General features: G+C 48.1%; 21 protein-coding genes. 4 read left to right on the top strand and 17 right to left on the bottom strand.

What is annotated here, in order from left to right; all coding sequences use genetic code 11:
- The first annotated feature begins 55 nt into the window (after nt 1-55).
- Together AC0L4K_RS21015 and AC0L4K_RS21010 are read left to right on the top strand one after the other, a co-directional pair.
- Nucleotides 56-1,147: a BMP family ABC transporter substrate-binding protein gene (locus AC0L4K_RS21015; RefSeq protein WP_417227703.1), complete on the top strand. Its 1,092-nt coding sequence runs from the start codon at nt 56-58 to the stop codon at nt 1,145-1,147.
- A gap of 69 nt (nt 1,148-1,216) precedes the next feature.
- Nucleotides 1,217-2,176: an isopenicillin N synthase family dioxygenase gene (locus tag AC0L4K_RS21010; protein ID WP_473267773.1), complete on the top strand. Its 960-nt coding sequence runs from the start codon at nt 1,217-1,219 to the stop codon at nt 2,174-2,176.
- A 10-nt stretch (nt 2,177-2,186) separates the two neighbouring features.
- Here the strand turns inward: AC0L4K_RS21010 and AC0L4K_RS21005 are convergent, their stop codons facing one another.
- Genes AC0L4K_RS21005 through AC0L4K_RS20995 form a run of 3 tightly spaced genes read right to left on the bottom strand, consistent with a single transcriptional unit; the run spans nt 2,187 to nt 3,302 of the window.
- Nucleotides 2,187-2,630, bottom strand: a complete 444-nt coding sequence (locus AC0L4K_RS21005; protein ID WP_473267772.1) for a response regulator — start codon at nt 2,628-2,630, stop codon at nt 2,187-2,189.
- Between the two features lie 21 nt (nt 2,631-2,651).
- Nucleotides 2,652-3,083, bottom strand: coding sequence for an EAL domain-containing protein (locus AC0L4K_RS21000; RefSeq protein ID WP_473267771.1), 432 nt, complete (start codon nt 3,081-3,083; stop codon nt 2,652-2,654).
- Between the two features lie 9 nt (nt 3,084-3,092).
- Entirely contained in the window at nt 3,093-3,302 is a 210-nt protein-coding gene (locus AC0L4K_RS20995; RefSeq protein ID WP_417227707.1) for a hypothetical protein, read from the bottom strand.
- Nucleotides 3,303-3,632: 330 nt separating this feature from the next.
- Between AC0L4K_RS20995 and AC0L4K_RS20990 the strand changes: the two genes are divergently transcribed.
- Nucleotides 3,633-7,679 carry a hybrid sensor histidine kinase/response regulator gene (locus AC0L4K_RS20990; RefSeq protein WP_473267770.1) on the top strand — a complete coding sequence of 1,349 codons (4,047 nt, stop codon included), beginning with the start codon at nt 3,633-3,635 and terminating at the stop codon, nt 7,677-7,679.
- 58 nt (nt 7,680-7,737) lie between these two features.
- Here AC0L4K_RS20990 and AC0L4K_RS20985 read toward each other — a convergent pair whose 3' ends face one another.
- Genes AC0L4K_RS20985 through AC0L4K_RS20975 form a run of 3 tightly spaced genes read right to left on the bottom strand, consistent with a single transcriptional unit; the run spans nt 7,738 to nt 10,957 of the window.
- On the bottom strand, nt 7,738-9,252 hold the full coding sequence (locus AC0L4K_RS20985; RefSeq protein WP_417227709.1) for a DHA2 family efflux MFS transporter permease subunit: 1,515 nt from the start codon (nt 9,250-9,252) through the stop codon (nt 7,738-7,740).
- Nucleotides 9,249-10,457 carry an EmrA/EmrK family multidrug efflux transporter periplasmic adaptor subunit gene (locus AC0L4K_RS20980; RefSeq protein ID WP_473267768.1) on the bottom strand — a complete coding sequence of 403 codons (1,209 nt, stop codon included), beginning with the start codon at nt 10,455-10,457 and terminating at the stop codon, nt 9,249-9,251. The genes AC0L4K_RS20985 and AC0L4K_RS20980 overlap by 4 nt, the downstream gene beginning before the upstream one ends.
- Before the next feature lie 20 nt (nt 10,458-10,477).
- Nucleotides 10,478-10,957 carry a MarR family winged helix-turn-helix transcriptional regulator gene (locus tag AC0L4K_RS20975; RefSeq protein WP_417227711.1) on the bottom strand — a complete coding sequence of 160 codons (480 nt, stop codon included), beginning with the start codon at nt 10,955-10,957 and terminating at the stop codon, nt 10,478-10,480.
- 173 nt (nt 10,958-11,130) lie between these two features.
- Here AC0L4K_RS20975 and AC0L4K_RS20970 point away from each other — a divergent pair, with 173 nt between their 5' ends.
- Complete coding sequence (locus AC0L4K_RS20970) at nt 11,131-11,583, top strand: tellurite resistance TerB family protein (protein WP_473267767.1); 453 nt, start codon at nt 11,131-11,133, stop codon at nt 11,581-11,583.
- Nucleotides 11,584-11,737: 154 nt separating this feature from the next.
- On the opposite strand, the gene AC0L4K_RS20965 is transcribed toward AC0L4K_RS20970, so the two are convergent.
- The 11 genes from AC0L4K_RS20965 to AC0L4K_RS20915 form a co-directional block, all read right to left on the bottom strand.
- The gene (locus AC0L4K_RS20965) at nt 11,738-12,286 is read right to left on the bottom strand and encodes a FlgO family outer membrane protein (protein WP_473267766.1); all 549 of its coding nucleotides are present in this window, start codon (nt 12,284-12,286) and stop codon (nt 11,738-11,740) included.
- A 10-nt stretch (nt 12,287-12,296) separates the two neighbouring features.
- A complete protein-coding gene (locus AC0L4K_RS20960) occupies nt 12,297-12,962 on the bottom strand; it encodes a hypothetical protein (RefSeq protein ID WP_473267765.1) in 666 nt (221 codons plus the stop codon).
- A gap of 387 nt (nt 12,963-13,349) precedes the next feature.
- A complete protein-coding gene (istB, locus tag AC0L4K_RS20955) occupies nt 13,350-14,090 on the bottom strand; it encodes an IS21-like element ISVch3 family helper ATPase IstB (protein WP_473267100.1) in 741 nt (246 codons plus the stop codon).
- Nucleotides 14,091-14,100: 10 nt separating this feature from the next.
- Nucleotides 14,101-15,633, bottom strand: a complete 1,533-nt coding sequence (gene istA / locus AC0L4K_RS20950) for an IS21 family transposase (protein WP_473267764.1) — start codon at nt 15,631-15,633, stop codon at nt 14,101-14,103.
- A gap of 725 nt (nt 15,634-16,358) precedes the next feature.
- On the bottom strand, nt 16,359-17,663 hold the full coding sequence (locus tag AC0L4K_RS20945; RefSeq protein ID WP_473267762.1) for a GIY-YIG nuclease family protein: 1,305 nt from the start codon (nt 17,661-17,663) through the stop codon (nt 16,359-16,361).
- 11 nt (nt 17,664-17,674) lie between these two features.
- A complete protein-coding gene (locus AC0L4K_RS20940) occupies nt 17,675-19,744 on the bottom strand; it encodes a DEAD/DEAH box helicase (protein WP_473267761.1) in 2,070 nt (689 codons plus the stop codon).
- Between the two features lie 2 nt (nt 19,745-19,746).
- On the bottom strand, nt 19,747-22,491 hold the full coding sequence (locus AC0L4K_RS20935; RefSeq protein ID WP_473267760.1) for a DNA methyltransferase: 2,745 nt from the start codon (nt 22,489-22,491) through the stop codon (nt 19,747-19,749).
- Between the two features lie 217 nt (nt 22,492-22,708).
- Nucleotides 22,709-22,975: a hypothetical protein gene (locus AC0L4K_RS20930; protein WP_473267759.1), complete on the bottom strand. Its 267-nt coding sequence runs from the start codon at nt 22,973-22,975 to the stop codon at nt 22,709-22,711.
- A 309-nt stretch (nt 22,976-23,284) separates the two neighbouring features.
- Nucleotides 23,285-24,460: an ATP-binding protein gene (locus AC0L4K_RS20925; RefSeq protein WP_473267758.1), complete on the bottom strand. Its 1,176-nt coding sequence runs from the start codon at nt 24,458-24,460 to the stop codon at nt 23,285-23,287.
- A 306-nt stretch (nt 24,461-24,766) separates the two neighbouring features.
- Nucleotides 24,767-26,038, bottom strand: a complete 1,272-nt coding sequence (locus AC0L4K_RS20920) for a Y-family DNA polymerase (protein ID WP_473267757.1) — start codon at nt 26,036-26,038, stop codon at nt 24,767-24,769.
- Entirely contained in the window at nt 26,038-26,442 is a 405-nt protein-coding gene (locus tag AC0L4K_RS20915) for a LexA family protein (RefSeq protein WP_473267756.1), read from the bottom strand. Before AC0L4K_RS20915 ends, AC0L4K_RS20920 begins: the two co-directional genes overlap by 1 nt.
- Between the last annotated feature and the right edge of the window lie 173 nt (nt 26,443-26,615).

Genomic DNA, 26,615 nt, shown 5'->3' with positions numbered 1-26,615 from the left:
TATCGGTCAACTTTATTAGCCTGTTGCTAACAAACGTCTCACAGGAGAAGGATGCATGAAACGTCGTCAATTTAATAAACTGGTTACCGGACTCGCCGCCGGGGTGTGCCTGACCGCATTATCCTCTCTTTCAGTTCAAGCGGCAGAGCCGCTGAAAGTAGGCTTTGTTTATGTTGGCCCTGTCGGTGACCACGGCTGGTCTTATCAGCATGACCAAGGCCGTCTGTCCGCTGAGGCCGTATACGGTGACAAGATCAAAACCACCTATGTTGAAAACGTTGCCGAAGGCGCTGATGCCCAACGGGTTATCTACAACCTCGCCAAAACCGGTCACGACCTAATCTTCACCACCTCGTTTGGTTTTATGAACCCAACGCTTAAGGTCGCTAAACAGTTCCCTAAGGTTGCCTTTGAACATGCCACCGGCTACAAAATGGCTAAAAACGTGGGCACCTATATTTCTACTACCTTTGAAGGTCGTTACGTTGCGGGTTATGTTGCATCACAGGTCACCAAGAGCAACAAAATTGGTTATATCGCTTCATTCCCTATCCCTGAAGTTATCCGTGATATCAATGCGGTGCAGCTGGCCCTTAATGAATACAACCCTGACGCTGAGTTAAAGGTCATCTGGGTAAACAGCTGGTTCGATCCGGGTAAAGAAGCCGATGCGGCTAATGCTATGATGGACCAAGGCGTCGATGTGATTTTACAGCACACCGATAGTCCTGCCGCCATGCAAGCCGCTGAACGTCGTGGCGCTCACGCCGTTGGACAGGCTTCTGACATGTCATCCTTCGGCCCTAACGCCCATCTGCTCTCTGTGGTTGATGAATGGGGCCCTCATTACATCAATACCATTAAAGCGGTCATGGACGGCACTTGGAAACCTAAAGCCAATGTTGAGGGTATGAAAGAGGGCGCTATTGTTATTCCAAGCTTCAATGACAGCATCCCTGCTGACGTCGTCGCCCATGCGAAAGAGCTCATCGCGGGTATTAAAGATGGCAGTGTTTATCCCTTTGCTGGACCGATCAAAAACAAAGCCGGTGAGTTGGTCGTGCCTGAAGGTACCCGCCTGTCTTACGAAGATCTAGAAAAAATGAACTGGTATGTCGAAGGCGTTCAATCTGATATTCCTCAGTAAGCCTGCAATACCACTGGCCGCTATCATCGATAGTGGCCAGCCTCTCCTCTACTAACAACCGACACCTCTATGAATATTCCTCTGATCAATATTTCTAGTTTATATTCCGGTACTGCAGCGGAACAATTAGCCGTTGCTAACGCAATTGATACCGCCTGCCGAGAAAGCGGCTTTTTCTATATTCAAGGACACCCCATCAGCCAAGCGCGTATGCGTGAAATGCGCGCGCTGTCTGAAGCCTTTTTTGCCCTCCCTGAAGCCGAAAAAATAAAGATTGATATCACCCTGTCAGCCAACCACCGTGGTTATGGCCGCATGATGGCCGAACAGCTCGACCCAGAAAACCCCGGTGATATTAAAGAAACCTTTGATATGGGCTTGAACTTAGCCGCGGATCATCCGTTGATTGGTCCAGATCGCCCACTCTACGGCCCTAATCAATATCCACCAGTACCGGCCGATTTCCAGCAAAAGATGGAACGTCACTATTGGGATATGCTCGAGCTAGGTAAAACCATACTCAGCGCACTGGCGATGGCCCTAGGTATCGACAAAGACTTTTTTGACGATAAATTTGAGCACCCCTTGAGCGTATTACGCTTTATACATTACCCAGAAGTACCGCCGAAAGAGGGCAAGCAACATATCGGAGCGGGCGCGCATACCGATTATGGCTGCATTACTATTCTTTGGCAGGATGAAATTGGCGGCTTGCAGGTGCAAGATACCCGCGGTGAATGGATCGACGCGCCTCCCATTGAAGACAGCTTCGTAATCAATATCGGTAATATGATGGCCCGTTGGAGCAACGACCGTTATAAATCCACACCACACCGAGTTTTCAGCCCCAGTGGTGAAGAACGCTACTCCATGCCGTTTTTTGTCGAGCCTGATTTTGATACCGATGTCAGTTGCTTAGATAACTGCTGCTCACCGGGAACACCGCCAAAATATGAGCCGATCTCGGCCGGTGATTGGATGATTTACTGCTTCAACAACACCTATGCCTATCGCACCGAAACGCCTTAAAGGCAGCGATTCAGTCGACCTGAGAGGAGGCCATAACGCCACGTGCAATCTGGCGGATATGGTCGCCTGACATCTTAAGCTCATCTTTAAGATGAGCATTCACTCGCATAATCACTCGGAATGGACTGGCGGGTTTAGAAATAAAATCCACTGCACCGACATCAAACGCCTTGGCTTCAAACATAATATCCGTGAAACCAGTGAGGAAGATGACCGGAATATGGGACGTAGCCGCCTCGCTGCGTAACTGCTGACAAACGTCAAACCCGCTGCCATCCGGCAGTTCAATATCCAGCAGGATAAGATCAGGCAGTTGCGTTTGTGCTATGTCTAGCGCTTTCTCAGCCGTCACAGCGATGGAGAGTTCTGCAGTTGACTCTAATAACGCGCAAAGCAATTGAATGCTCGAAGGTTCATCATCGACAATGAGTATCTGTGCCTTTTTACGTGACATTGTTTCTCCTTAGACAAGTCATCAACCATGCTTGTTATAGTATGCCAACAGCTCCTTCCTAGGAAATGCTTTGGCGTAGTAAAACCCTTGACCCAAACCCCAGTGTTGCTCGCGCAAAAACTTAAGCTGTGATTCCTGCTCAATACCTTCACAGACAATCTCAAGATCTAAACTATGTAGCAGAGAGATCATCCCCTTCAATAAACTAACATTTCTCGCGTCGTTAATGTCTCTTATAAAATTCTGATCAATTTTAATGGCTGAAAAATCAAACTTTTTCAATGCTAAAATAGACGCGTATCCGGTGCCAAAATCATCCAAAACAATCGCAAATCCAAGCTCGACCAAGGTTTTGATATTACGCGAAACATGCTCATCATCTTCAAATAACACAACCTCGGTAATCTCAACTTTAATCATATTTTTCCCTTCGGGATGATTGCGCGATAACAATTCAAAATATTAGATTAGCTTTGTTGAGCGTAACTGATCAGCAGACATATTGATCGTAATATAGGTATCGACCTCTTTTTCATACAAGATATCGGCCATCGAAAAAACCAACGAGGCCATATGTATACCCAACTGCACCATCAGGGAATCACCCTTGATATGCGGCATAAAGTAGCCCGGCAGACGCACATCATCCTCTCTTAAAACCAGATGCGCCAAGGCTTCAAAGCCAACCACTTTATCAGTTGATAATAAGCTCTCATACTACCGTCGGTCAGTGCCTCAGCCACTTGGTGCCTAATTTCAGGCCCTGAACTTTCCTCTTGGCTGGCATGCTGATCATGAAAGCGGATAATAACCATTACAAAACAAACACTTAAATAATTATCAACAGATTATATCCTTTTCATCTTCGCTAAATTAAACATGATATTCCCAATATTCATGTCAAAATTTAGTATCCTTAAGCGAAACATGCGCAAACAGCGCGCAAATGTCATGATGACCACCCCGCTATTACAAAAGTAGTCGCGCAAGAGGAAGCAGTTTATGTTTGACACCAGAATGCTCAAACGGTCACTCAATTTACTGCCAGAAGTTGCTACCCTCATCATCGTTGCCCTCCTGATTACACTGTTTTATCTCACTGAAGAGAACCGCACCCAAGGCATACAAGAAAGGGTTATCAGTGAAGAGCAAGACGTTCTTTCTGAACAGGTCATCTCCGTCAGACAGGACCTGCAACGCACCCTAACATCGCTCACCGCCATGGCGCATATCATCGAATCGGATTACACCGACGCCGAAAAGTTCTTAAGCCTTTCCACCCTAGCGGAAGCCCACCCCGAATATTTACAGCTGCGGCATATTTCGGCCTCAGGCACTGAGCTATTTAGAATCAACCAAGCAAACAATCAACTTATTCGAGTTGATCCTGACCACCTACAAAACAAATCGCAACGCCATTATGTTGAAGATATTTTACATCTGCTACCCGGCGAGTCTTACATCTCAAGATTCGAACTCAACATGGAAGCCAATGAAATAGAGATCCCGCCTCGGCCCGTGCTGCGCATCGCACTAAGGTTGCAAGACAGCTTTGTCATCATCAACCTTGATGCCTCAGAAATATTAAACCGCATTACCTCCCACTTTAGCGAACGGGCCAATAGCTGGCTGATCAATGGTGAAGGTGATTGGCTGATCGGCCCAGACAAGAGCCTTGAATGGGGCTTTATGCTAGGTCAGACCCATCGAATAGGCGAATACCTCTCGGCGGATCTTGCGAATGCGATCTTAACCGAGAAGAAACCACACATCTTAAAAGATGATGCTGAGCTAATCATTGCCGAACACCTCGGCAATGACCTCAAAAGCGACGGCAAACTTCACTTTGCTGAAGAATTAATTTTTATCCGGCGCTTCCCGCCGGCATACATCACCAGCACCCTGAATCAATCTCGGTTTATCTCTCCCTTCATTCTAGCGGTCTTGCTCATCTGCGCCGCCGGCATACTGCTGTGGTTATTTAGACTGTCACAACGTTATCAACGACTGAGTGACCTCAATCAAATCAACCAACAAGAGCTTAACCGGCTGAAAGAGCTTGCCGACTTTCTGCCCCAGTTAACCTGGACCAGTGATCCACAAGGCCACTTTGATTTTATTAGCCAAACATGGACCACCTATACTGGCGCATCGCAAAAAGCATTAAAGGGCATCGGCTGGTATGAGTTCGTCCACCCCGATGACAAAGCTCTACTGATGGATACTTGGCATAGCTGCCTAAAATCAGGCCACGATCTACAGTGCCGTTTCCGCATCCAATCACGGGATGGCCAATATCGTATGTTTGATAGCCGCGCCCGGGCCCTGCGAGCGAAAAATGGCAAAATTATCCGCTGGTTTGGTTCCAGCTCCGATATTCAAACGAGTCTCAATTATGAACAAGCCCTCGAAGAGGAAAAGCGGCAACTGACTCACAAATTAGAAACCAGCCAGCAAGCACAATTACAAGTACTGCTTCGCCTACAGGCCGCCACCGATTCAGCGGGCATCGGTATCTGGGAGTATTCACCCGAGAACAACCTATTCGTCTGGGACAAACGAATGTACCAGCTGTATGGCCTCGATAAGCACGCCACTACCCTACACTACAATCAATGGATACCTTTTGTTCACCCGGATGATGTTGCAACGGTTGAAAGTCAGTTAGCCGAAGCCATCAAGACCGATGCAACCCTCGATATACAATATCGCATCGTTCGACCATCGGGTGAAACCGTCTGGATTAAAGCCTACGGTGTACCGGTGCATGACAGTCCGGACAGCATAAAACTGGTGGGTGTTAACCATGATGTCACCGATGTTCAACTACTGAACCAACAACTAAAAAAATCCAACCACCAGCTCAAAGCCGAAGCGGATAACGCCCTCAAACTGGCTGAAGCGAAGTCCCGTTTTCTTGCTAATATGAGTCACGAGATTCGTACCCCGATGAACGGTGTTATTGGCATGCTCGACCTGATACGCAAAACACCGCTCGATGCTCAACAACTGATGTATGCCGATAAAGCCTACTTCGCCTCGACTCGGCTGCTAAGCATCCTCAACGATATCCTCGATATTTCCAGAATCGACTCCAACAACGTCGAACTCAATATGGCGGATTGCCCGCTGGAAAATATCATCCAAGAATCAGTCGAACTGTTCGCCATTCCTGCCGATGAAAAACAGCTGACCCTCACCGTGGTGGTAAATCCATCGATGCCTCTCGAACTGCATACCGATCAACTAAAGTTAGGGCAGATACTCTCCAATCTTGTCGGTAACGCGATTAAATTTTCCTCTCCTGGGGGGCTCGTCACGGTCAGTTTTAAACCGGATCACTTTACCAAAACCAATTACATCCTCAATATCGAGGTCAGTGATTCGGGTATTGGTATCAGTCCAGATCAAAGTAAACTGATCTTCAATGCCTTTACCCAAGCCGACGAAAGCACCACTCGACGCTTTGGTGGCACCGGGCTAGGTCTCGCGATTTGTCAGCGTTTGGTTAACTTGTTAGGCGGTAGTATCTCAGTCAACAGTGCACTGGGAGAAGGTTCTGTCTTCAAATTAAGAATACCGATTACAAAAACGGCAACGCCGGCGTTAAAAGACCTACGGGTCGACCGACTCACGGCACTGTTAGTGACTGAATCAGTCAATGTTATCGAGATGCTACAAGCTCACTTTGAACATTGGAAAATAAAGCTCAATGTGGCAAAAAACTATACCGAGGCCTTTGCAACGATTGATCAGTTACTCCGCGACAATGAAAAGTTTGTCTTGCTGGCCGATCTAACCTCCCAAAGCCAAGAGTTGTTTTTGAATAACCTTGCCAGCCACGATGTCGCCCAAGCAAACATTCTCCGTAACAGCATCGTATTCCTCTCCGCCAGCCATCCGTCAACGCTACGCTCAAGCCTGCAAGATTTAGGCATACAGGCCATTACCAAACCACTCACCCCCTCTCGGGTTTACAACACACTCACAGGGCTTAACAAAAAAGTCATGCCATCAAGCCTTCGGGTTTCTAATGACGTGCTATACCCCGGCTTGAAAGTATTATCGGTGGATGATGTCGAGTTAAACCAAGATGTTATCGAGGGCCTTCTCAAACCATTAGACATTGAACTTCACCTGGCCAGCTCGGCCGCTGCCGCCTTGGAAGTCATACAACAGCACGACGTTGACATCATTTTGATGGATATTCATATGGAAGGGATGAACGGCTTAGAAGCCACTCAGGTGATTCGTCAATTACCGAATATTAAACAACCACTCATCTTTGCCCTATCCGCCTCAGTCATGGAAGAAGACCGTAAAGCGGGTAAACAAGCAGGCATGGATGGTTATCTAACCAAGCCATTTCATCTACGTGATTTTATTCACGCCCTCAAACAACAGGGCATTAACGGCACCGAACCACATAACACCCCAGCGCAACCAACCGAGCCAGAGCCAGCATGGACACTGCCAAACTTCATTAATGAAGAACAGGCGATGGTGCAGATGAATGGCAATCAACAAACCCTGCTTAACTGCATCCGAAGCTTTATCGTTGGCTTTGAAGATTTCGCTACGCTATACGCGCAAGCACTGGCGGCTCAGGATCATCAAAAGATCAAACAGCTGGCTCATAAGTTGAAAGGGGCAACGTTAAACATCTGTGATACTGAGCTATCGATACTGGCGAAACAACAGGAACAAGCACTACCCGATGATGTTCAAAACGATGCCGATGCCATGCTGCACCTATTTAAGAGCCACTATACAGCGCTTGCTCTGCAGCTTACTACGCTCCCCAAAAACAAGAGAGACGGTGACAGTAAAGCCTGCAATATCTCGCTAGATGAACTGCTCGGCGGCTTCAAAGAAAAGCTGCAGCAACATAGTTATATCAGCACTGAGCAACGGCAAACGCTCGATACAGTGCTGAGCGACAATGGCCTGAGTATGCTTGCCCAAGCATTATCCACCGCACTGCAGGCTTTTGACTATGACAAAGCACTGGAGCTAATCGACTCGATCGATAGCGAAGCCAGCGAATAAACATAGCGTTTTAACTCGGCGGGATACCTATGCATCCAGCCGAAATGCCAGCGGTTGGCTAACGCCCGTTAGCGCCGGATAGAAAAGGTGGTTTGGCAAACCACACCGCCGCCATCAAGGCTAAGAAGATCCACCCCAGCAGCGCAAAATAATCCACCGTCGAGATCATATAGGCCTGCGCTTCGATCAGTTGTTCAATACGCCCATAATTCTGCAGTGTCGGCCCTCCCAACAGGTCCAGATAGTGCTGCGTTTCAGGACTGTAAGGGGTGATATGTTCCGTCAGCCGGGCATGTTCCACCGCCGCCTGCCGATGCCACCACCAAGTGGTCAGTGACGAGGCAAAACTGCCGCCGAGCACTCGTAAAAATGTCGCTAAGCCGGAACCATCAGCAATCTCACGGGGGGACAAACTCGATAGTAAAATAGTGGTTGCTGGCATAAAGAATAACGCTACCCCTAGCCCCATCGCCAACTGAATCATGGCAATATGGTAGTAATCCACCTCCAAGCTAAAGTTCGCCCGCGCAAAACTGGATAATGCCATCGCAAGAAAAGCGATACTGGTGAGCAGTCGCATATCCACTTTATAGCCAAACCGTCCCACAATAGGCGACAGTATCACCGGCACAATACCGATCGGCGCGGCCGCCATGCCCGCCCATACGGCGGTATAGCCCATGCGCGTTTGCAGCCACACCGGCAACAATAAGTTAAGACCAAAAAAAGCGGAGTAACCCAACACCAGCACGATGGTTCCGAAGGTAAAGTTTCGATGACGAAACAGTCTCAGATTAATCACCGGATGCTCTTCGGTCATCTCCCAAATCACCATCGAGATCAACGCAATCACCGCCACCGCGGCACTGTAGATAATGAACTCCGATTCAAACCAATCCAGATCATTACCCTTATCCAGCACCACCTGTAATAGCCCAACCCCTAACACCAACAGAGCTAAACCCACATAGTCGATCGGCTTTTTCTCGGTTTCTTCCGGACGGTTGCGCAGCTGCGACCACACCACCACTGCGGCAAACAAACCGATCGGTAGATTAATAAAGAAGATCCACGGCCAAGAGTAGTTATCCGTTAGCCAACCACCGGAAATCGGCCCCAAGATCGGCGCCACCACCGCCACCATTGCTAACAACGACAACGCCATACCACGGCGTGCCGCAGGGTAGATCGCAATTAACAGGGTCTGCGCGATAGGGTAAAGTGGCCCGGCAACAAAGCCCTGCAAGGCCCGAAAGAACACCAGTTCGGGCAGTGAGGTAGCGATACCACAGAGAAACGAGGTAAACATAAACAGACAAACAGAGCCGATAAACAAGCGCACTTCGCCAACACGACGCGCCATCCAACCGGTCAGCGGCAACGCAATAGCATTACACACGGCAAACGAGGTGATCACCCAGGTGCCTTGTTCGCTGCTGGCCCCCAGGTTACCGGTAATCGACGTGAGTGCGACATTGGCAATCGTGGTGTCCAGCACCTGCATAAAGGTCGCCAATGCCAGACCAATCGTAGCCAACACCAAATTAGCGGGAGCAAACCGGATCGCACTCATTGAACTTGAGACACCGCGCTATCGTTGTGGGTCATCGTCTCACTGTTAGCACGAATCAATTGTGCGGCTAATTGATCTGCTTCTTGCAGCAGATTGGCATAGATATCGGTAGCATAGCGAGCGGAATGATCAACACGGCTGGCAAGCACTTCGCCATCCTGCTGATGCAGATCGACCTCAACCTTGGTCGACATACCTAAACGCAACGGATGGGCCTGTAACTCTTCCGCTTGTAAGCCGATGCGCACTGGCACTCGCTGGACAATTTTAATCCAGTTACCACTGGCGTTTTGAGCAGGTAATAAAGCAAATGCGCCCCCGGTACCGACGCCGAGGCTTTCGATACGCCCCTGATAATGTACATCACTGCCATACAGGTCCGCCGTAATCTCGACCGTCTGACCAATCTGCATCTGGCGCATCTGGGTCTCTTTAAAATTCGCCTCAATCCACACCTGATCCAACGGAATCACCGCCATTAACGCCTGCCCCGTGGTCACCCGAGCACCCGGTTGAACGCTGCGCTGGGCTACATAACCGCTCACCGGCGCAATCAGATGAGTGCGGGCGTGGTTTATAAATGCCTGATGTAATTTTGCCGTAGCCGCTTGCACCTTCGGATGGGTCGCAATGGTAGTCCCTTCCACCAGCGCCAGCGTACTGGTCAGTTGCTGACGCGCGATCACCAAGGCATTCTCGGCTTCACCGAGGGCGTCCCGTGAGTGAGACATGGTTTCCTGTGATAACACGCCAGCGGCCGCTAGCTTATCGCGACGATTAAAATCACTGCGGGCTTGCTGCCGTTCAAGTTCTCGGGTGGCTAACTGCGCGCGATAGTTCTCCACACTGGAGAACAGCCCTCGCACCTCACGTACCGTGGTTGCTAGATCAGCTTTCGCCTGCTCCAGTGCAATCGCGGTGTCACTCGGGTCCAGCTCGACCAGCACCTGTCCTTGCTCGACATAATCACCGTCATCCGCATTGATACGAATCACCGTGCCATTAATCCCCGAGCCGATTTGTACCCGGTTACCATCAACATAAGCATCTTCAGTATCCTCATAAAAGCGACCGTACAGATGCTCATAGGCAAATACAGACCCAGCCACGACCAACACTATAAAAAACAGGCCACTGAGTAAAACTAAACGGCTACGCTTAGCTGATGCAGGCCGTGTTTCAACCGCTACATTCTCTTCATTCATCGCTATATTCCGCCTATTCTTTATTCAGCTTTACACGGCTCTGTCGGTTCTTCCATCAATCCGGTGGGCACCAACATTTTGCGTATAATACGATCTAGTTCACTCAGCTCCTGTGGGCTAAGTTCACCGGTCAACTCATTCAATAGATCTGCAGCTAAGCCATGCATCTGATGACTCAGGGCCGTACCCTCTTCGGTCGGTTTAAGGCGCACCTGCCGACGATCATTAGGACACCGTTCACGCACCAACAGATTGCGCTGCTCTAGACGATCTAACATCCGCGTCATCGCCCCGCTATCGATCGACAAGCGTCGCGTCAGCTCCGACGGCGTTTCCACCTGTTCAACGATAATCAGCCGCATCACGCGAAATTGCGGTCCGGTAATATTGAAAGGTTTAAGGTATTTATCCAGTAATCGATCTTTATGCTGATTCAACAGAAAAATAAGATGCGCAATGCTAAGCCGGGTTGGCACATTGTCTTCAGTAAAGTGGATCATTGAGTGTTCTCTAAACAATTCATACCATTTAACTGCCTAGGCAGCTAAATTAAAACAAGATACTGCCATGGCAGCTAAATTTTGTCAAAGCAGTTTTAACGAAAACACCTGATCCAACGAAATGAACTAATATAGACGGCTGCTTGTCTACTGCCGGTACTGGAGAATATAAAATGATTACCAAGCTGAAGTCTTTTTTGGAAACCTTTCTGCCCGATAACGCTACCGGAGATAATCCACAAACCTTGCTATCACTGGCTTCTGCCGCACTAATGGTGGAAGTGTTGATATCCGATTATGAGCGTAAGCCCGAAGAGGACGAGACCCTATTAAGCGTATTAAAAAAGAGTTTTTCATTGGATCAAGCTACCGCCCTAGCACTCTTTGAGCGAGCAAAAAAAGCCCAACATGAGGCAACCGACTACTTTCGCTTCACCTCGCAGATCAATGATCTATGCAGCCCTAACGAAAAAACGACCCTGATCGAAAACCTCTGGCGGGTCGCCTATGCCGATGGCGAGCTACACCATTATGAAGAACATGTAATTCGTCGTATCGCCGACCTGATCTATGTCTCCCATACGGATTTCATCACGGCTAAGTTGCGGGTTGTTGAAGGGTCATAATGATAACTCACCTTGAATACAGGACTATCAGTGATAAAGCGACAACCAGAGAAAGAGGCAAGTATTGGACAGTAGAGCTTGTTCATGACTTATAGATCGAGAAAAACAAAAAAGGGCGTTATAAGCGCCCTTTTCACTCAGGTTTGGCGGTTGATTACCGTGAGTTTCTAATCATCGCACGAATATCTTTATTGAGCGGTAAAGTATAGTTCGTTGACGATAGCACCAAGTTATCAGCGGTACGCACGACTTTAGCGGTCACATAGATATTATCGCCACCGACAGCATAGGTACCCAAAACAACGGCCTGGGCATCATGGGCGTCTACAATACTTTTTAGCTCCCGGGATAAAATCAACTCACCCGTTTGTGCTTCCACAAACAGACTATTGCGCATTTTTATCTCCACCATCGGCACACCGGAGTTAGTCATTGCGCTCGAAAACTGCTCACCTAGAGTACGTCCAAGCGTTGATGAAGACCTGAGGTTATCGATGTTGGCAAAACTAACAGCTAGAACGGGTTTACCATCGTCAAGGGCCAATCCACTCGCTAATTTTTTCGCCGCTGATGACGAGACTTGGATCAAATTGACAGTAGGATCTTTTGGGGTAGACGAGTTACTCGCGCATCCTGTTAGAGCCACTGCAGACAGAAGAGCCAAAGCCAATTTAAATGAAGTGTTTCGTTTAATCTCTCTCATATCCGCCCCCTTACCACTGATCCGTAACGTCAGTCTGCTTTGCACTGCGTTTTGCGGAGTAGTGATCGCTATCTCCACCGTTAATGTAGTAAATATTAGAAGATGAATAGAGGATCTGATTGCCGACGACAGCCTGAGTTGTTACGACAACTTCTAGATTTGATTCACTTGTCCAGCTACCACTGAAGACATCGCCATACACGGCCGCTGGCACCAACATTAATGCAGGATCACTCCAACTATGAGTAAACGGCACCGTCGCCACGGCAACACCCGCCGCAAGCGCGGTAAGTGCCCCGACAGGCGCACGAACTGCTTCACGATCCTTATGTTCGATTACATCAACATTGTAAGTAATCTTCGCGGCACCTGTAGCATTAGTTTGTACCATGGCTCCACTACCGACTAACGAACTGGTCAGTAATGACTGAAAGGAATTATGAAAGGAAGTGTTCTGATCATTTTCTATGTATAAAGGCCAAGCCTTCAACCTAGAGTCATTAATCAATTGTTCTGCCTGATGCTCAGCCAGAACATTCCAGTGATGCGCAGCCTGCATTTTCTGCTGCTCTGATATTGGGTAGGTCGTTGCAATGGGTGCTTGTGTAGTCCCAGCACCGAAACATCCAGCTAGCAAAGTGCTACCCACACTTAACACTATAACTTTCTTCAACATACGAAATCCTTCCGATTGTTTAGCTAATTAGAAAGCGAAAGCACTTGCTACCACTTTTCAACCATTTTTTTGAAGCCTATATTATAGCCACATAAACTACAATAATGGGTCTGAAAAATTCCAATCCATTGATCTAGTGAAGCTTTATCTCATTCATTAAACTGACAGATCCTAGATTTAACCAGTTAGACAAAGCAGATCTAACGCGGTCTTGCTGCCCAATAACAGTGCAGAAAAAATCCACAAAAACCATGAACTGTATTGAAAAAGGTTGTGAAGGGTAACTTTCAGCGGAGTTATAAACTAACTGCGTATTTCGGTGATTGCGAACGCTTGTTTCGGTTTATTCCGAACACCTGAACCAGCACTTTTTCTCTTTCCCTATTTTTACTCTAAGTGTTCGGATTGCGCCAGTTTTCTCATTGACTCTCCTCCCAGTTCTATTCGATGACTATTGTGAACTAGACGATCCATTAGAGCGTCTGCGACGGTGGCGTTGCCGATCATGTTGTGCCACTCCTTGACAGGTAACTGACTGATGACGATTGTGCTGCTGTTTTGGTAGCGGTCTTCAAGCACTTCTAACAAGTGACCAGCATGCTCTTGAGTCAGTTTTTCCATCCCCCAGTCGTCTAGGATAAGCAGGGCTTTTTTAGCGAGAGACTGAAGTTGCTTTTGATAGCTACCATCCAGACGACCTGCGGTCAGATCATCAAGCAAGCGAGTTAAGCGGTAGTATCTGACGGTTTGCTGTTGGTCGCAGGCGCTGGTTGCCAGAGCGCAACCAAGATAGGTTTTTCCTGCACCTGTTGGGCCTGTAATCAAGATATTCTGGTGCTTGTGCAGATAACTCCCCGTCAGAAGTTCGCTCATCTGTTTGCGATTGAGGTTTCGTCCCTCCTTGTAGATGAGTTGACTCGGTTGCGCATCCACTCTCAGCTTAGCTTGTCGTTTTAAGCGTTGTATTTTGCTCTGATTACGGTTCAAGATCTCGCTTTCCAGAAGCAAGCTTAACCGCTCCTCGAAGTTCAGCTCTGCGTAAGTGGTCAGTTGCTCTTGTTGCTGCTCTAACGCTTTCGCCGCATGGCTCAAGCGGAGGCTTTTGAGTTGATCATTAAGTGCGTTCATATCTTTTCTCCTAGTGATAACAGGTCGGGCCTCGAACATTGCTGTGAACAAGGTTCGGCGTATTCGCTTTGTCTTTACTCAGTTGCCCTTCACGATTGTTCTTGAGTAGATTGTTGACGAAGGTGTAATTGGGTTTTGTCAGCATCAGTGCATCTTTACAGGCTTGCTCTAGGCGCGATTCACCATGGGCTTTGCTTAGGTTGAGTAACCCCAGACAAGAACGATAAGACTGCTCTGGATGAGGCTTGGAGTTAAGCATCTTATTGACAACTTCTCGTGTGGCTGGGCCGATATTGGCTCCCCAGTTGAGTAAGCGTCCAGGCGACCACTTTTGATGTTGATGATTACTCGGCATGTGCTCTGGTTGAGTGCTGTTTCCGTGCTCCCTTTGGCTACGTGGGTGCTGAGCGACCAAGTTACCTTGATGGTAGATTTGCACCAAACGGTTGGAAGCTTCCAGTTCGACATGATGGCCAACAAGCTGATGAGGAACCGAGTAGTAATGGCGGCGATATTCGATGTGATAATCAGGCCCCACTTTGGCTCGTTTGGTTTCGGTATATAGGTATCGCTGCTTAGGCAGTGGCTTCAATGCAGGTTTATCGAGTTTGTCGAACAGCGCTTTACGACTTGCACCATACTGTTTCATCTCACGTTGATTTAAGTCATTCATAAGCTCACGGATGGCCAAGTTCAGCTCTTTGAAGGTATGGAAGGTTTGGTGTCGTAGCCGCATCATGATCCAACGTTCCACTAGGAGCACGGCATTCTCTGCCTTGGCTTTGTCTTTCGGTTTGTAGGGGCGAGCAGGCATCACAGCAGTTTGATAGTGATTTGCCAGTTTTTGATAGCTGTCATTAAGTCTTGGCTCATAGCGATTAGCTTTGGTGACCGCGCTACGCAGGTTATCGGGAACCAAGAGCTGTGGTACACCGCCGAAGTGTTCGAACACATTCGCATGCGCCTCTAACCAGTAAGACTTACCTTGACTAGGGAAGGCTTCAACATAGGTGTAATTTGACGCGCCTAAGGTCGCTACGAATACTTCGGCTTCGCGCACTTCACCTGTATCAGGGTTGACGACTTGAAGCCGAGGCCCACAGTAATCGATAAACAGCTTGTCACCTGCAACATGGAGCTGACGCATGCTGCGCTTTTGGGTTTTGAACCAACGAGTGAAGTGCTCGCAGAACTGAGTGTAAGCGTAAGCCTGCTCTTGATATTGCTCATGGTATTCCTGCCACAACAACATCTTTGTCATGCCTTTACGCTTGAGTTCGACAGCGTACTGAGCGAAGTCTGGCATGACCTTGTGTCGACTGGCTTTCTTCGAATGATAAAGAGCTTTAGTAAGGTCTGTATCACTGCAACCTTCTGGGAGAGGCCAGCCTATCTGACTTTGCTTAAAGCGAGCGACAAGTTCTGAGACTGTTGCAAGGCTGACATTGAGACAACTGGCAATACTACGGTAGGACAACCCACACTCGTACTTAAGGCGTAATACCTCTTTGATTTTGTTCATTGGAGTTCTCTTTTTAGCCATTGTCGCTTCCTTACGTTCTTTTTTAAGAAGTAAAGAATAGCGAGCTATTGATTTAAAAGAGAAAAAGGAAGGATTTCGGGCATTCCGAACGCGGTTTTCGCTATTCCGAACGCTGATTTCGGAGTTCGCTTAAAAGTGTTCGGATAATCGCGGAATGTGCGTTCGGATTAAACCGAAATAGGTGTTCGGATCATACCGAAATGGCTGTTCGGAATGCTCCGAAATACGCAACTAACTTTAATTAACCTCAATTTGAATAGCCGGCAATGTCCACCAATAGTTTAGATAGCCCAATGATATAGTTGCCATGCCTTTAAAAAGTCTATGCCTCTGCGTCAACTTGCTGAAAACATACTTCCCTCTTTTAGTTAAATCAAAGCACTACATTTTTGAAATAGCCTAAAAACCAAAAAACCCCGCTATTGCGGGGTCTTAGTAGATATATGTAACATCTAAACGTTACACTTTACATAAACCGAGGCCTAAAAGGGAAGTAAACAATAAAAAGCTTATTTAAAACTAGGTGGGTGGGTTAAACCGCCCTAAATTAAAGAATCCAAAATAATAATATCACATAAAAGCATAAAAACGTAACGTTTATTGTAACGTTTACTGTTAATCAAGGCCATATAACAACTTTAAACGTTACGTTACCACAGCATACTGGGAGATGTATCGATCAAGTATTTTGCAACTTCTTAATCGTAGTTTTCTTAGCCCATGCATTAAGATTTTTTCTTCAATAACCGTCCAGTGGTATTGTCCATTCTGTAGAGGACAATGCTGCCATCAATTATTCTTTTAACGACTTCTCTGGCCGTATCCAAAGGAACTGAAAACCACTCTTTCGGATGATACGCTTTCCCGTCTTTGCCAATTAGCGTCATTTTCAACCGCTGGGCATGAAGAAACCCATGGATCAGAGTTTCAAATTTGTTGGGATTCAGGTTATAGCACTCCATCGACGCCAGAATCTTGACCGGCGCTTCTAGGAAAGCCGTATCCCGCTCCGCATTCTTCGTCCGCTCCTCAACCGTCTGCTCGGTGTAGCCGATTTTGACCAAGTTCGGAATCTCTTTCAGATCAGGGCTTTCGCTCTTGGTCGTGACGAAGTAGATCTGGCCGGCACGCTTATCCTTATGAGAAATATTATTGAACGCATCTACTACTGAATCGGCATCACGAATGATTCGGCGTCCTGTTTCGTCGGTATACAGGCGCTTCGCCAATGAGCGGAGGAGGTGATTCGACTCTGTTCCATTTTCAAAAATCACGCGGAGACGGGGATCATAGCGACCCTCACCATCCTCGCGGTATTCGCCCACTTCATCTACCAAGCACAGCACGCCCTCCAAAATGAAGGCATCGCCCGGCTGAACCTGCGAAGCTTGCTGGAAGCGAGCCGTTTGCACATCCCCGGACTTGAGCCCTTCGTGCAAGTTTTTGAAGGTCGACTCGAACGCATAGAAGTCCTCACATACTCGCCGCTGAGCAACTTCATCCGGTGCCTCTCGATCGGGCGTGAAGGCAACATGGACCGACTCGAATAGCGAGGGGTCACCCTGGTCCATTTCCGCGAATACTTCGCTCGCAAAGATGTCATCCAGTGACGTTACCTCTTCGTTATCGGCGGTAATATGCTTTGTGGCTTCAACAGTTCTACCATTTGGCTCAGGCTGCACGCCCGACTCGGCAGAAACGCTCACCAGTCCATCTGAAGTCTTTTCCGGCTCTGGCAGCAAGCCATGGCGGTCGTAAGGTTTCAGAGACGCGTGAAGGTCGACATTGCAAAGATAGCCGTTCAGGCGGCGAGCCAACAGCTTCTCAGACAGCTCTCCCGAGCCATCCGGCGATCGACCATACTGATCGAAGAATACATTAATATCTTCAAATTTGGACACTTCCAGCGGCGCTCCACTACTGGAGCGTTTAGCCCGAACATCCAAGAGACCGAACTCGTCCGGGCCGTTAAAAATGTCATCCAGTGAAGGGCGTACCGCACCCTTCCTGTCATGATGAATAGGTGGCATCGTGCATCTCCTTATGCGGTTTGTACTTGAGTAGCCTTACGTTCCTGAGCCTTATGTTTGATGTAGGACAGCGCATCCGCCAGACGGCGCTCGTAAGGGTCACTGGCCGTGACAGAAGGCTCATGCCCTTTGTCCTTAAGGAATTCATTGATACGCGGCCAGAGGATGACTGCTTCCTCTTCGGACATCTGCGAGCGCATACCGACCACTGTATCTTGAATGGTTTTCAGCACAGAGGGAGTAACTGCCTTCGAGAGGATTTCATAGGCACCCTGGAACGGGTTTATCTGACGGATCAAGTCGACGTTCAGGTGCTCAATGTTCACAAACTTGTTGCCAATCAGGACGAATTTGCGGTTAGGCTTTGGATCGCCATCGGGTGACAGCGGGCCTGCTTTGGGAGCTGAACCTGCACTACCGACATCAGCCGCAGCCTCCCCGTCAGTAACCACTGGCTGCATGATGTCAGCACCCTCCGGTAGTTCCGACTCGTCGAACAGGCCGCCCGTTGACTGGATCGCCATGGACGCATGAACCGCTTCCGAAACGGTCTGAACCTCCTGAGGGTCCATATCGGGATACAGCTTTTCAACCACCTTGGGGATCTCAACCGCTTCCATCATCTCAGGATCAACATCACCGGTCACAGCCGGTGCAATCACTTCGGGCTTTTGGAGAATGGCCGCCTTGATGTTGTCCATGTTTTCCAAAGCCTTAATCACCTTGTCGGAGACCGGTGCCGTGGTGTCCTCAATGATCACCGTACCCGGCTCGACCTCTTCACCCGGCAGGATGCGTGAGCGCGGTTTAAACGTCACCGCAGGGGCCAAAACCTGCTCCATCAGCAGCGACACGGTGATCGCCTTGAGCATGTCGTTCACCGACCGTTTCACATCCTCATCTTCGGCATCCGGCTGGGAGATCAGGTTGGTAAACTGAGCATGCGGCTTGCCTTCACAGTCGCGTGTCGCACGGCCAATGATCTGGATGATCTCAGTGAGAGACGACCGGTAACCAATGGTTAGTACGTGTTCGCACCATGGCCAGTCAAAGCCTTCCTTTGCCATGCCCAGTGCAATGATGATGTCTATATCATCGGCTTTTGACACGTTACGCAGGTAATTCTGGACTTCGATCCGCAACGGGCCATCATCAACCAGATCCGCCACTTTCAGTATCCGGCCTGAAGCATCTTTCACCGTAATGATGCCGGTCTTCATATCCTTCTCAAGCACCTCACCAATGGCATCCAGGATGTAATCCACCTCAGCAAGCTTGTCCTTGGTGGATTCGACGGCATTCACGTTCGGGATATGCACGATGGTCTTCTTGGTGGTATCCAGCACCTCATGCACAGCATCGATATAGCGGCCAGTATAAAAGTGGTAACCAATCCCCAAGGACTTCAGGTACTGGTACCCGTTCAACTGCTCGTAATAGGAATAGGTGACCTGGGTGAACTTCTCCTCATCCTCCGGCAGTAGGATCGGCACCGCGTCCCCACGGAAGTAGGAACCCGTCATGGCAACGATATGCGCATTAGACCCCGCCATCACACCATCAATCAGGCTACCCAAGCGGTTCTCACCATCCGCTGACGTATGGTGGAACTCGTCAATGGCCAGCAGGGTATCGTTGAAGTCGGCAGGCTTCAGATCCTGGTAGGCAAAGCGCAGGGTGGCATGGGTACAGACCAGCACACTGGCATCCGGATCAGACATAAAGCGCACGAACGCCTTGACCTTTTGGGACTCGCCGCCAGGGACGCAGAGGTTGTAGCTCGGCAGCACCTTCCAGTCAGCGAAGAACCCGCCGCTCGTCAGATCAGTGTCTTTAAATGAACTACCAATCGACATTTCAGGCACAGCCACGATGACTTTCTTCACTCCCTGATTATGCAGCTTATCCAGCCCCAGAAACATCAATGCACGGGACTTGCCGGACGCAGGAGGTGCCTTCAGTAGCAGGTACTGGGCATCACGCGCTTCATAAGCTCGGGCCTGCATTTCGCGCATGCCCATGGCATTCAGATTCGAACTCTTACCGGTTTGCTTGTACTGGACGGTCAACAAATCAGCCATGATCACTTACTCCTTGTGGTTTTCTTCTTTGTGATTTTCTTTGCCTGCTCTTCAGCAATCAACCTCTCATAACGAGAGAATAAATGCTCCAGGCGTTCTGATGCATCGCGGAACGGCTTGGGCCGGTAGAGCTTTTCAACCGCGCGATCCAGTGCTTTATGAGCGTCACGCAGCGGATCGGGCATCTTGTCGGGATCGTACAGGTCAGCTAGTGACTTATCCGGGTAGTCCTCGCGGATCAACAAGACCTCTTCAGCCAGGGCTTCGATCTGCTTACGCTGTTGATCGTTCACCTCTGGCCAGGGGAAGGTGTTGTAAACCAGAGTGGCAGAATAGCGGTAGTCGCTTTTCAGGCGACCGGCTACTGTACGCATCCAGTCGTTGTGCATTTCGGAGGTAAGGATGCCGAATTCATAAGGAGTAGCATTAGGAACCATCTGATTGGCATCACTTGCTATAACCTCAATACCATAAAAACCCATAGGCAAATATCGACGCCGCTCAGAGGAAACACGCGGCACGAGAAGGTAGTTGCCTGCATCAGGTTGTGCCATCTGTAAGAAAGTATGAGGACGCTCGGCACCCTTCAAAGCAGCGGCATGGCCTGCCTTAACCCTGAGATTACGAATCTTCTCACAACGAGAGGCAACCTCTGGTACTTCCATAACCTCATCCAAGGGAATATCAGCCAGCCAAAAGCAGTATCGCTCCCCACCGTTGATAAACTCTTGCGCGCCGAGAATTTTGCGTATCCAGTGAGCGTATTGGGGATATTTGGCGATGAACAAATCCCGTTCTTCATGCGTGATGTAGAGGTGGCCGCCATCCGTTGGCTTGTTGCCAAAAATCATTTTGTTAACGGGTCCGAGTGGTTTGGTACGCGGATAAACGGCCAGATCTGGCCCGGGCACAAGATAGGGGCTGATACTTTCGACCTCTGATGAGAGCACTCGGTCCTTAGATACTGAAAATATACGGGGCTTGCTTACGGTATCGCTTTTGTTTTTCAGGCCTACGACCACCACATGAACAGCAGCTTTGTTCTTGGCGTTATTGCTCCATGTGAATGTTTGGTAGCAGAAGTCTATCGAAACACCCAGTTCGAAGATGGGTGGCCAGAGCAATGAGGTTTGATCCCCTTGGCAGATCGAATTGGTAGATACAAACGCACATTTAGCGATACTGCCCGATATGTATTGGGCACCTTTCCAGAACCAGGCTGATACCAAATCAAGATAACCCAGTGATTTGAATCCGGCGAAGGCGAACTTCATATCATCTGATTGGTCGGCACTTCGCTCTGTCGTGCCCAAGAAGGGCGGATTCCCACAGACATACACCTCATAAGTATTGCCACTGACATCAACGGGCCGGCACACTTCTCCCCAATCTAGTCGTAACGCGTTGCCACACACGATGTTGCCTGAATCCCGCAGCGGCAGCGCCGCTTCGGCATAGCCAAACTCAGCCTTGAACTCCATGTTCATCTGATGCTCAGCCAACCACAGAGACAGGACTGCCACCTCATGCGCAAAGTCATCGATTTCGATGCCGAAGAACTGGGATAGACGGATGCCGGAGCAATACATCTCAGCCTGACCCGACACAGCATTCAGGGCATCAATCACTTTCATCTCCAGATTGCGCAGCTCTTTGTACGCAATGATCAGAAAGTTTCCGGAGCCACATGCCGGGTCAAAAATACGAAGATTCTGAAGACGAATCAAAAGCTCTTTTAACTTCCGTTCACTCTTACTCGACTTTTCCAGCTCAGCATACAACTTATCGAGAAAAAGCGGCCGTATCACTTTCATGATGTTCGATACCGATGTGTAGTGCTGCCCCAGGTTTCCGCGCTGTTCTTCATCAATAACGGCCTGAAACATCGAACCAAAAATATCTGGATTAATCTCAGACCAATCTAGCGAAGCACAATCAATAAGAATACGACGCGCTTTGCGACCAAATTCAGGGATAGGCTCATCATCACGGAACAGCCCCCCGTTCACATACGGGAATGCCTGAAAGTGAGCAGGCATCGCTTTGCGCTCAGGAGTGGTTGGATCTAGATTTAGAACAGTGAATAGGTCAGTGAAAAATTGATCAACGTCAGAGCCATCATCCTGAGTGCAGGACTGAATAGCGGCGGTCATCTGGGATTGCTCAAAGATGCCAGTATCTTCGGCATAAAAGCAGAAAAGCAGACGGGTCAGAAAGACGTTCAGCGCGTGAATATCCTCTGGTTTGGAAAGATCGTTGCGTTCACGGATCAGATCAAACAACTGCCCCATTTTCTCAGAGGCTTTTACGTCCGCAGGATGCTCTGAATGCATGACTGCTTTTTCGTAACCAGCCAGTGGCAGAAAGAAGGCATACTGTTTATCCAGTTCATCCATAGACGTTTCAAGGCGCTCTTCAGCCTTAAGATCGAACGCCACGAGACTATCGAAGTTAGTTACGATCACGAAACGGATATCATTGCGAGCGACCACACCACTTGCCTTAAGCGATTCAGCTTCAGCATCAAGGTCAGCGCTTTTCGGGACGACACGGAAATAGAGTTTCTTCTTCAGGCCGATATCACTGGCTTCACCTACATTGCGACTGTCCCCGCCTTTACGAAGCCGGGTGATCGTACTCTTCGGGAAGCCGTAAGCCTCAAGGAAGGAGAAAATGAATTCATCTGGATTAAGGTTGGAGCAAGCCTGCTCCAGTGCTTCAATAATGCGTGCCTGACTGATGGCCATGCGTCAACTCCTTGTGCCGATCATTCGTCGTGCCTTCGACTTTTGTATAAATGCTGATTAATCAATTTAGATTGAGACTACAAACACCAACTCATCAACGCCCTATAAAGCGTCCCGTCTATGGTGAGACGCTATTGCGATGCTTATTATTGATGATTACTTCAATTGATTAAATCGCAGGCGATAATAAGAAATTATAACAAATCAGAACTATTGATTATTGTAGCAAGTGAGGCATTAATTCTTTTATTTTAACAACCGCTGCGTCTTGATCTGCGTTAGAAAAATCAGACTGTTGTGCAATATTTATTAGTTCTGCCACTAGCGCCCGCCCATCATCATCAAGTCTCGTCGAAACTGAAAGCAGCGTAAAATCCTCGCATGACATGCCACAGGCACTTAACAAAGCGCGGGCTAAAACTTGAGAGCTTCGGCTTTGCTTATTCTCTTCAATTCTCTTTAAAACTTTATCTACGATGTACATGCATCTTCCTAAATTTACTCATTTTTTCAATGATGTAAGATTATCTTTATTTAGAAGAATAGCAAGATATGCAGGTGATCAAAAAACAAGCAGCTTATAGTCATTTTTCTCCAGTCCTCTGTATCGGGCCTTCTTAAAACCAAACTGACATTTGATAATCCGAAACGGGTGCTCAACAAAGGGCGCGTACGCTGGCTTACAGGATATTAGGTAAAATCAATATACACCCCAGATGCCATCTGGCTTGCTAGAAAATCGGGGTTTTTAATGGTTTCGCTGGTTAGAATAGGACGTACTTTTGCGCTCCCTCTACTCTTCCATAGTTCGCAGCATAAACTCATCAAATAACGGTACAGTAAAAGCGGTATCACCATGATTAGGCGACCAGATCATTCCTTTCTTAATTAAGCTATTTCGAACAGGTGCCACATCAGATACTTTTTTCTTCATTGAGTCCGCAATGTCGCTTGAGCGATGCGGCCCAGCCCCAAGTTTGGCCATTTCATTAAGATATGTCTTTTCTTTGGGCGTTAATCTATCAAAACGCACCCTGAAAAAACTCTCATCAAGTTTAGCGATCGTTAGGTCCGTAGAGTTAACCACATAGTCTTTAGTAATTGGACTATCTTCGGCTAAATCCCAAGTATGGCTTCCCCACTCCTGAATAAAATAAGGGTACCCTTGCGTTTTACTAATGATTTCATCGACCGCTTCGCTGTCAAACTCAACACCTTCATCCTTAGCAGGGTTAATAATCGCCTCTTTAGCCGCTTCCTCACCGAGCGCTCCCACCTCAAGGTAGCTAAACAGTCGCTCTGCGTAGGGTTTTGAGTTACCAGCTAAACCCCTTAACTGCGGCAAGCCTGCACCAACCAATGCAACGGGTAGCTTTAATTGAGCACATCGATGAAGCGCGGTAATCAAAGCAGCAAACTGTTCTGAGCGAACATATTGAAGCTCGTCAATGAACATTACGATAGCCGTTTCACCCGCTTTAGCTGCATGACCAACTTCTACCATTAATGCCGTGAGATCGGCTTCTAAATCACCATTATCGGCAAGCCCAGCCTCAGGTTCTTGGTCAAATCCAACTTCGATATCGCCAAAAGTAACCTTAAGCGACTTGGCAAACCCCGCAAGCGCCTTCAGGGCCCGAGTTGCCGCTTCTTTTGATTTTTCAAGGCGACTAAGCTTGAGTAGCCCTAGCCGTAATTGGGGACTAAGAAGGGAGGGAAGGGAGCGATTTTCCGGCGCTTCAATATAAATAGTATGAACGCCCATTGCCTCAACATCCTGACGCATCTGTTCAAGCAGTACAGTTTTTCCAACGCCTCTTAAACCAACCATAAGCATGCTTTTCACAGGCTTAGCTCGCATAATTCTGGCAATGGTAATCTTCAAGATGTTTCTAAGTTCATCTCTGCCTGCTAATTCATGAGGCTGAGTGCCCGCGCCCGGAGTATAAGGGTTATCGATTGGGTCCATTTTCTCACCAACATAAAAAAGTTCTTAATAAATAATAGCGACGTTATTGTATAGCGTAATACCTTTCGCAAACGCTTACGTAAGTGCTCTTTCAACAATTAAGACTGGACCAGCCAGAATAGCCGTTCCTTGTATATATCTCTTATGCCTGCTTATGGCACAAAATGGGCTTTAGAACGCTCTGAAAGCTACTACAGATGAGCAATCGACACAAAGCAGAAATCATCGGAGCTTCAGAACTTAGATACTCATAGCCAGTATCAACAGTCTAAAAAACTTTCTCGCTGCAAGCGTTTAAGTAGTTCATTACATACATTGGATTCTGGGTATATCCTGCCATTGAGTCGTGTAGTGCGGCGATAGAAAATTTCGTCTCATCGCGAATTTCTCTTCCACCCCTCGGCCCGCTAGCTGAATGGTTCCACGGCCAAAGGTAGCGTTAATCTGATCCATGCATTGCATTAGCACGGGATTATCCTGTGATGCGTTGAATAAGTCATACTGATAACGCCCCTTATCGCTCAGGTCTAAAAGGCCTACACCACATCGATAAAAACTCACGCCTTGTTGATAAATTTTCGTCATCGCCTGCCTAGTAGCAGCCATGATTAATCGACTGTCACTGGTTGGTACTGGAAAGGCATGAAAGACTGATTGACGATAATAACCAGACGGGTCATGAGGTGAGCTGGAAGCAAATATAACAATACCTCCAGCAAGGCTATTTTGCCGACGAAGCTTGACTGCCGCTATTTCGGCGTGCGTTGACACAGCAAATTTCAACTGCTCAAGCTCGGTGATTCGCTGGCCAAAACTTCGTGTACTGTAGATCTCTTTCTTTGGTGACCGTACATCATCCCAAGACAGTTTAACAACGCCGTTTAACTCATACACGGTGGATTCAACCACAACAGAGAACTGCTTTCTAATCCAGCTTGGCTCTGCATTCGCTAACTGAAGGGCACTGCGAATACCCATATCATTTAGTCGCTGCCCCAGTTTCCGCCCAATACCCCAAACGTCCGTTACATCCATCGCTGACAGGATCTTTTTACGCATCCTTTCACTGTCAATCACCGCCACGCCACGAAAACCATCGATACGTTTTGCCGCATGATTAGCCGCTTTAGCCAGTGTCGGCGTCGAACCGACGCCAACACCAATAGGTAACCTCACTTCTCGCCACACTGTACGCCGGATGGTTTTTGCATGTTCGAACCAGCCCTCGGGTGGTATATACGTGCTGTGCTTGCCGTAATACAAAAACGTTTCATCAATCGAATAAACATGGGAATGAGGCGCAAACCGACTGCAAGTATCCATCAGCTTTTGGCTGAGATCTGCATATAATTCATAATTACTACTACGAACAACCGCACCGACCCGCTCAAGATCTTCTCGTACCTGAAAATAAGGCACAAACTTTTTACCAACCCCCATTCTCTTGGCGATAGGGCACGCTGCACAGATACATCCATCATTATTGGTAAGCACGACAACTGGACGCTTACGAATGCTCGGATCGAAAACCTTCTCACAGCTCGCATACATTGCCGTAACATCACAAAGCACGTACATCAGAACGCCACATTTAAGGGACGGTGCAAACGGATTGATCGTGTGACCACCCCCTCCACCTGAAAATCATCACCATCTCGTAATATATAGGGCTGATAACCTGGTGCTGACGACAACAAACGAGCACACGCCTTGTCTATTTTTTTGCAGACAAAGACCCCGTTAAGATTTGCCACAATAATATCGTAATCCTTTACCTTCTCTGCCCGAGAGACGATGAGTAGATCGCCTGAAAAGATCCCATCACCTATCATGGATGCACCCTCAGCATAACCAATGTAAGTGGCCGATGGATGATCAATCAGCAACTGATCAAGATCTAGCCCAAGTTGGACATATTCAGTGGCTGGCGACTCAAAACCAGTGATTCCGGCCTGAGCCTTAAGCGGAATAAATTTAAGCATAAATGACTCGTATACTGTATATAAATACAGTATATGAGCTATTTATCTATTGGGTCAAGCCAGAGATAAATGCCTACCTTATACAATAAGGAAAGCTGGTGTGAGCTGTGAGGTAGCCACTTTTGTTCTACGTCTTATTGGTAGTGTTAAGCACCACCATGAACAGAAGAGCC

This window comes from Amphritea sp. GJ51-11 (genome assembly GCF_055808735.1).
Note: the sequence above shows the minus strand (reverse complement) of the source record. Positions and strands in the feature narration are given on the sequence as shown.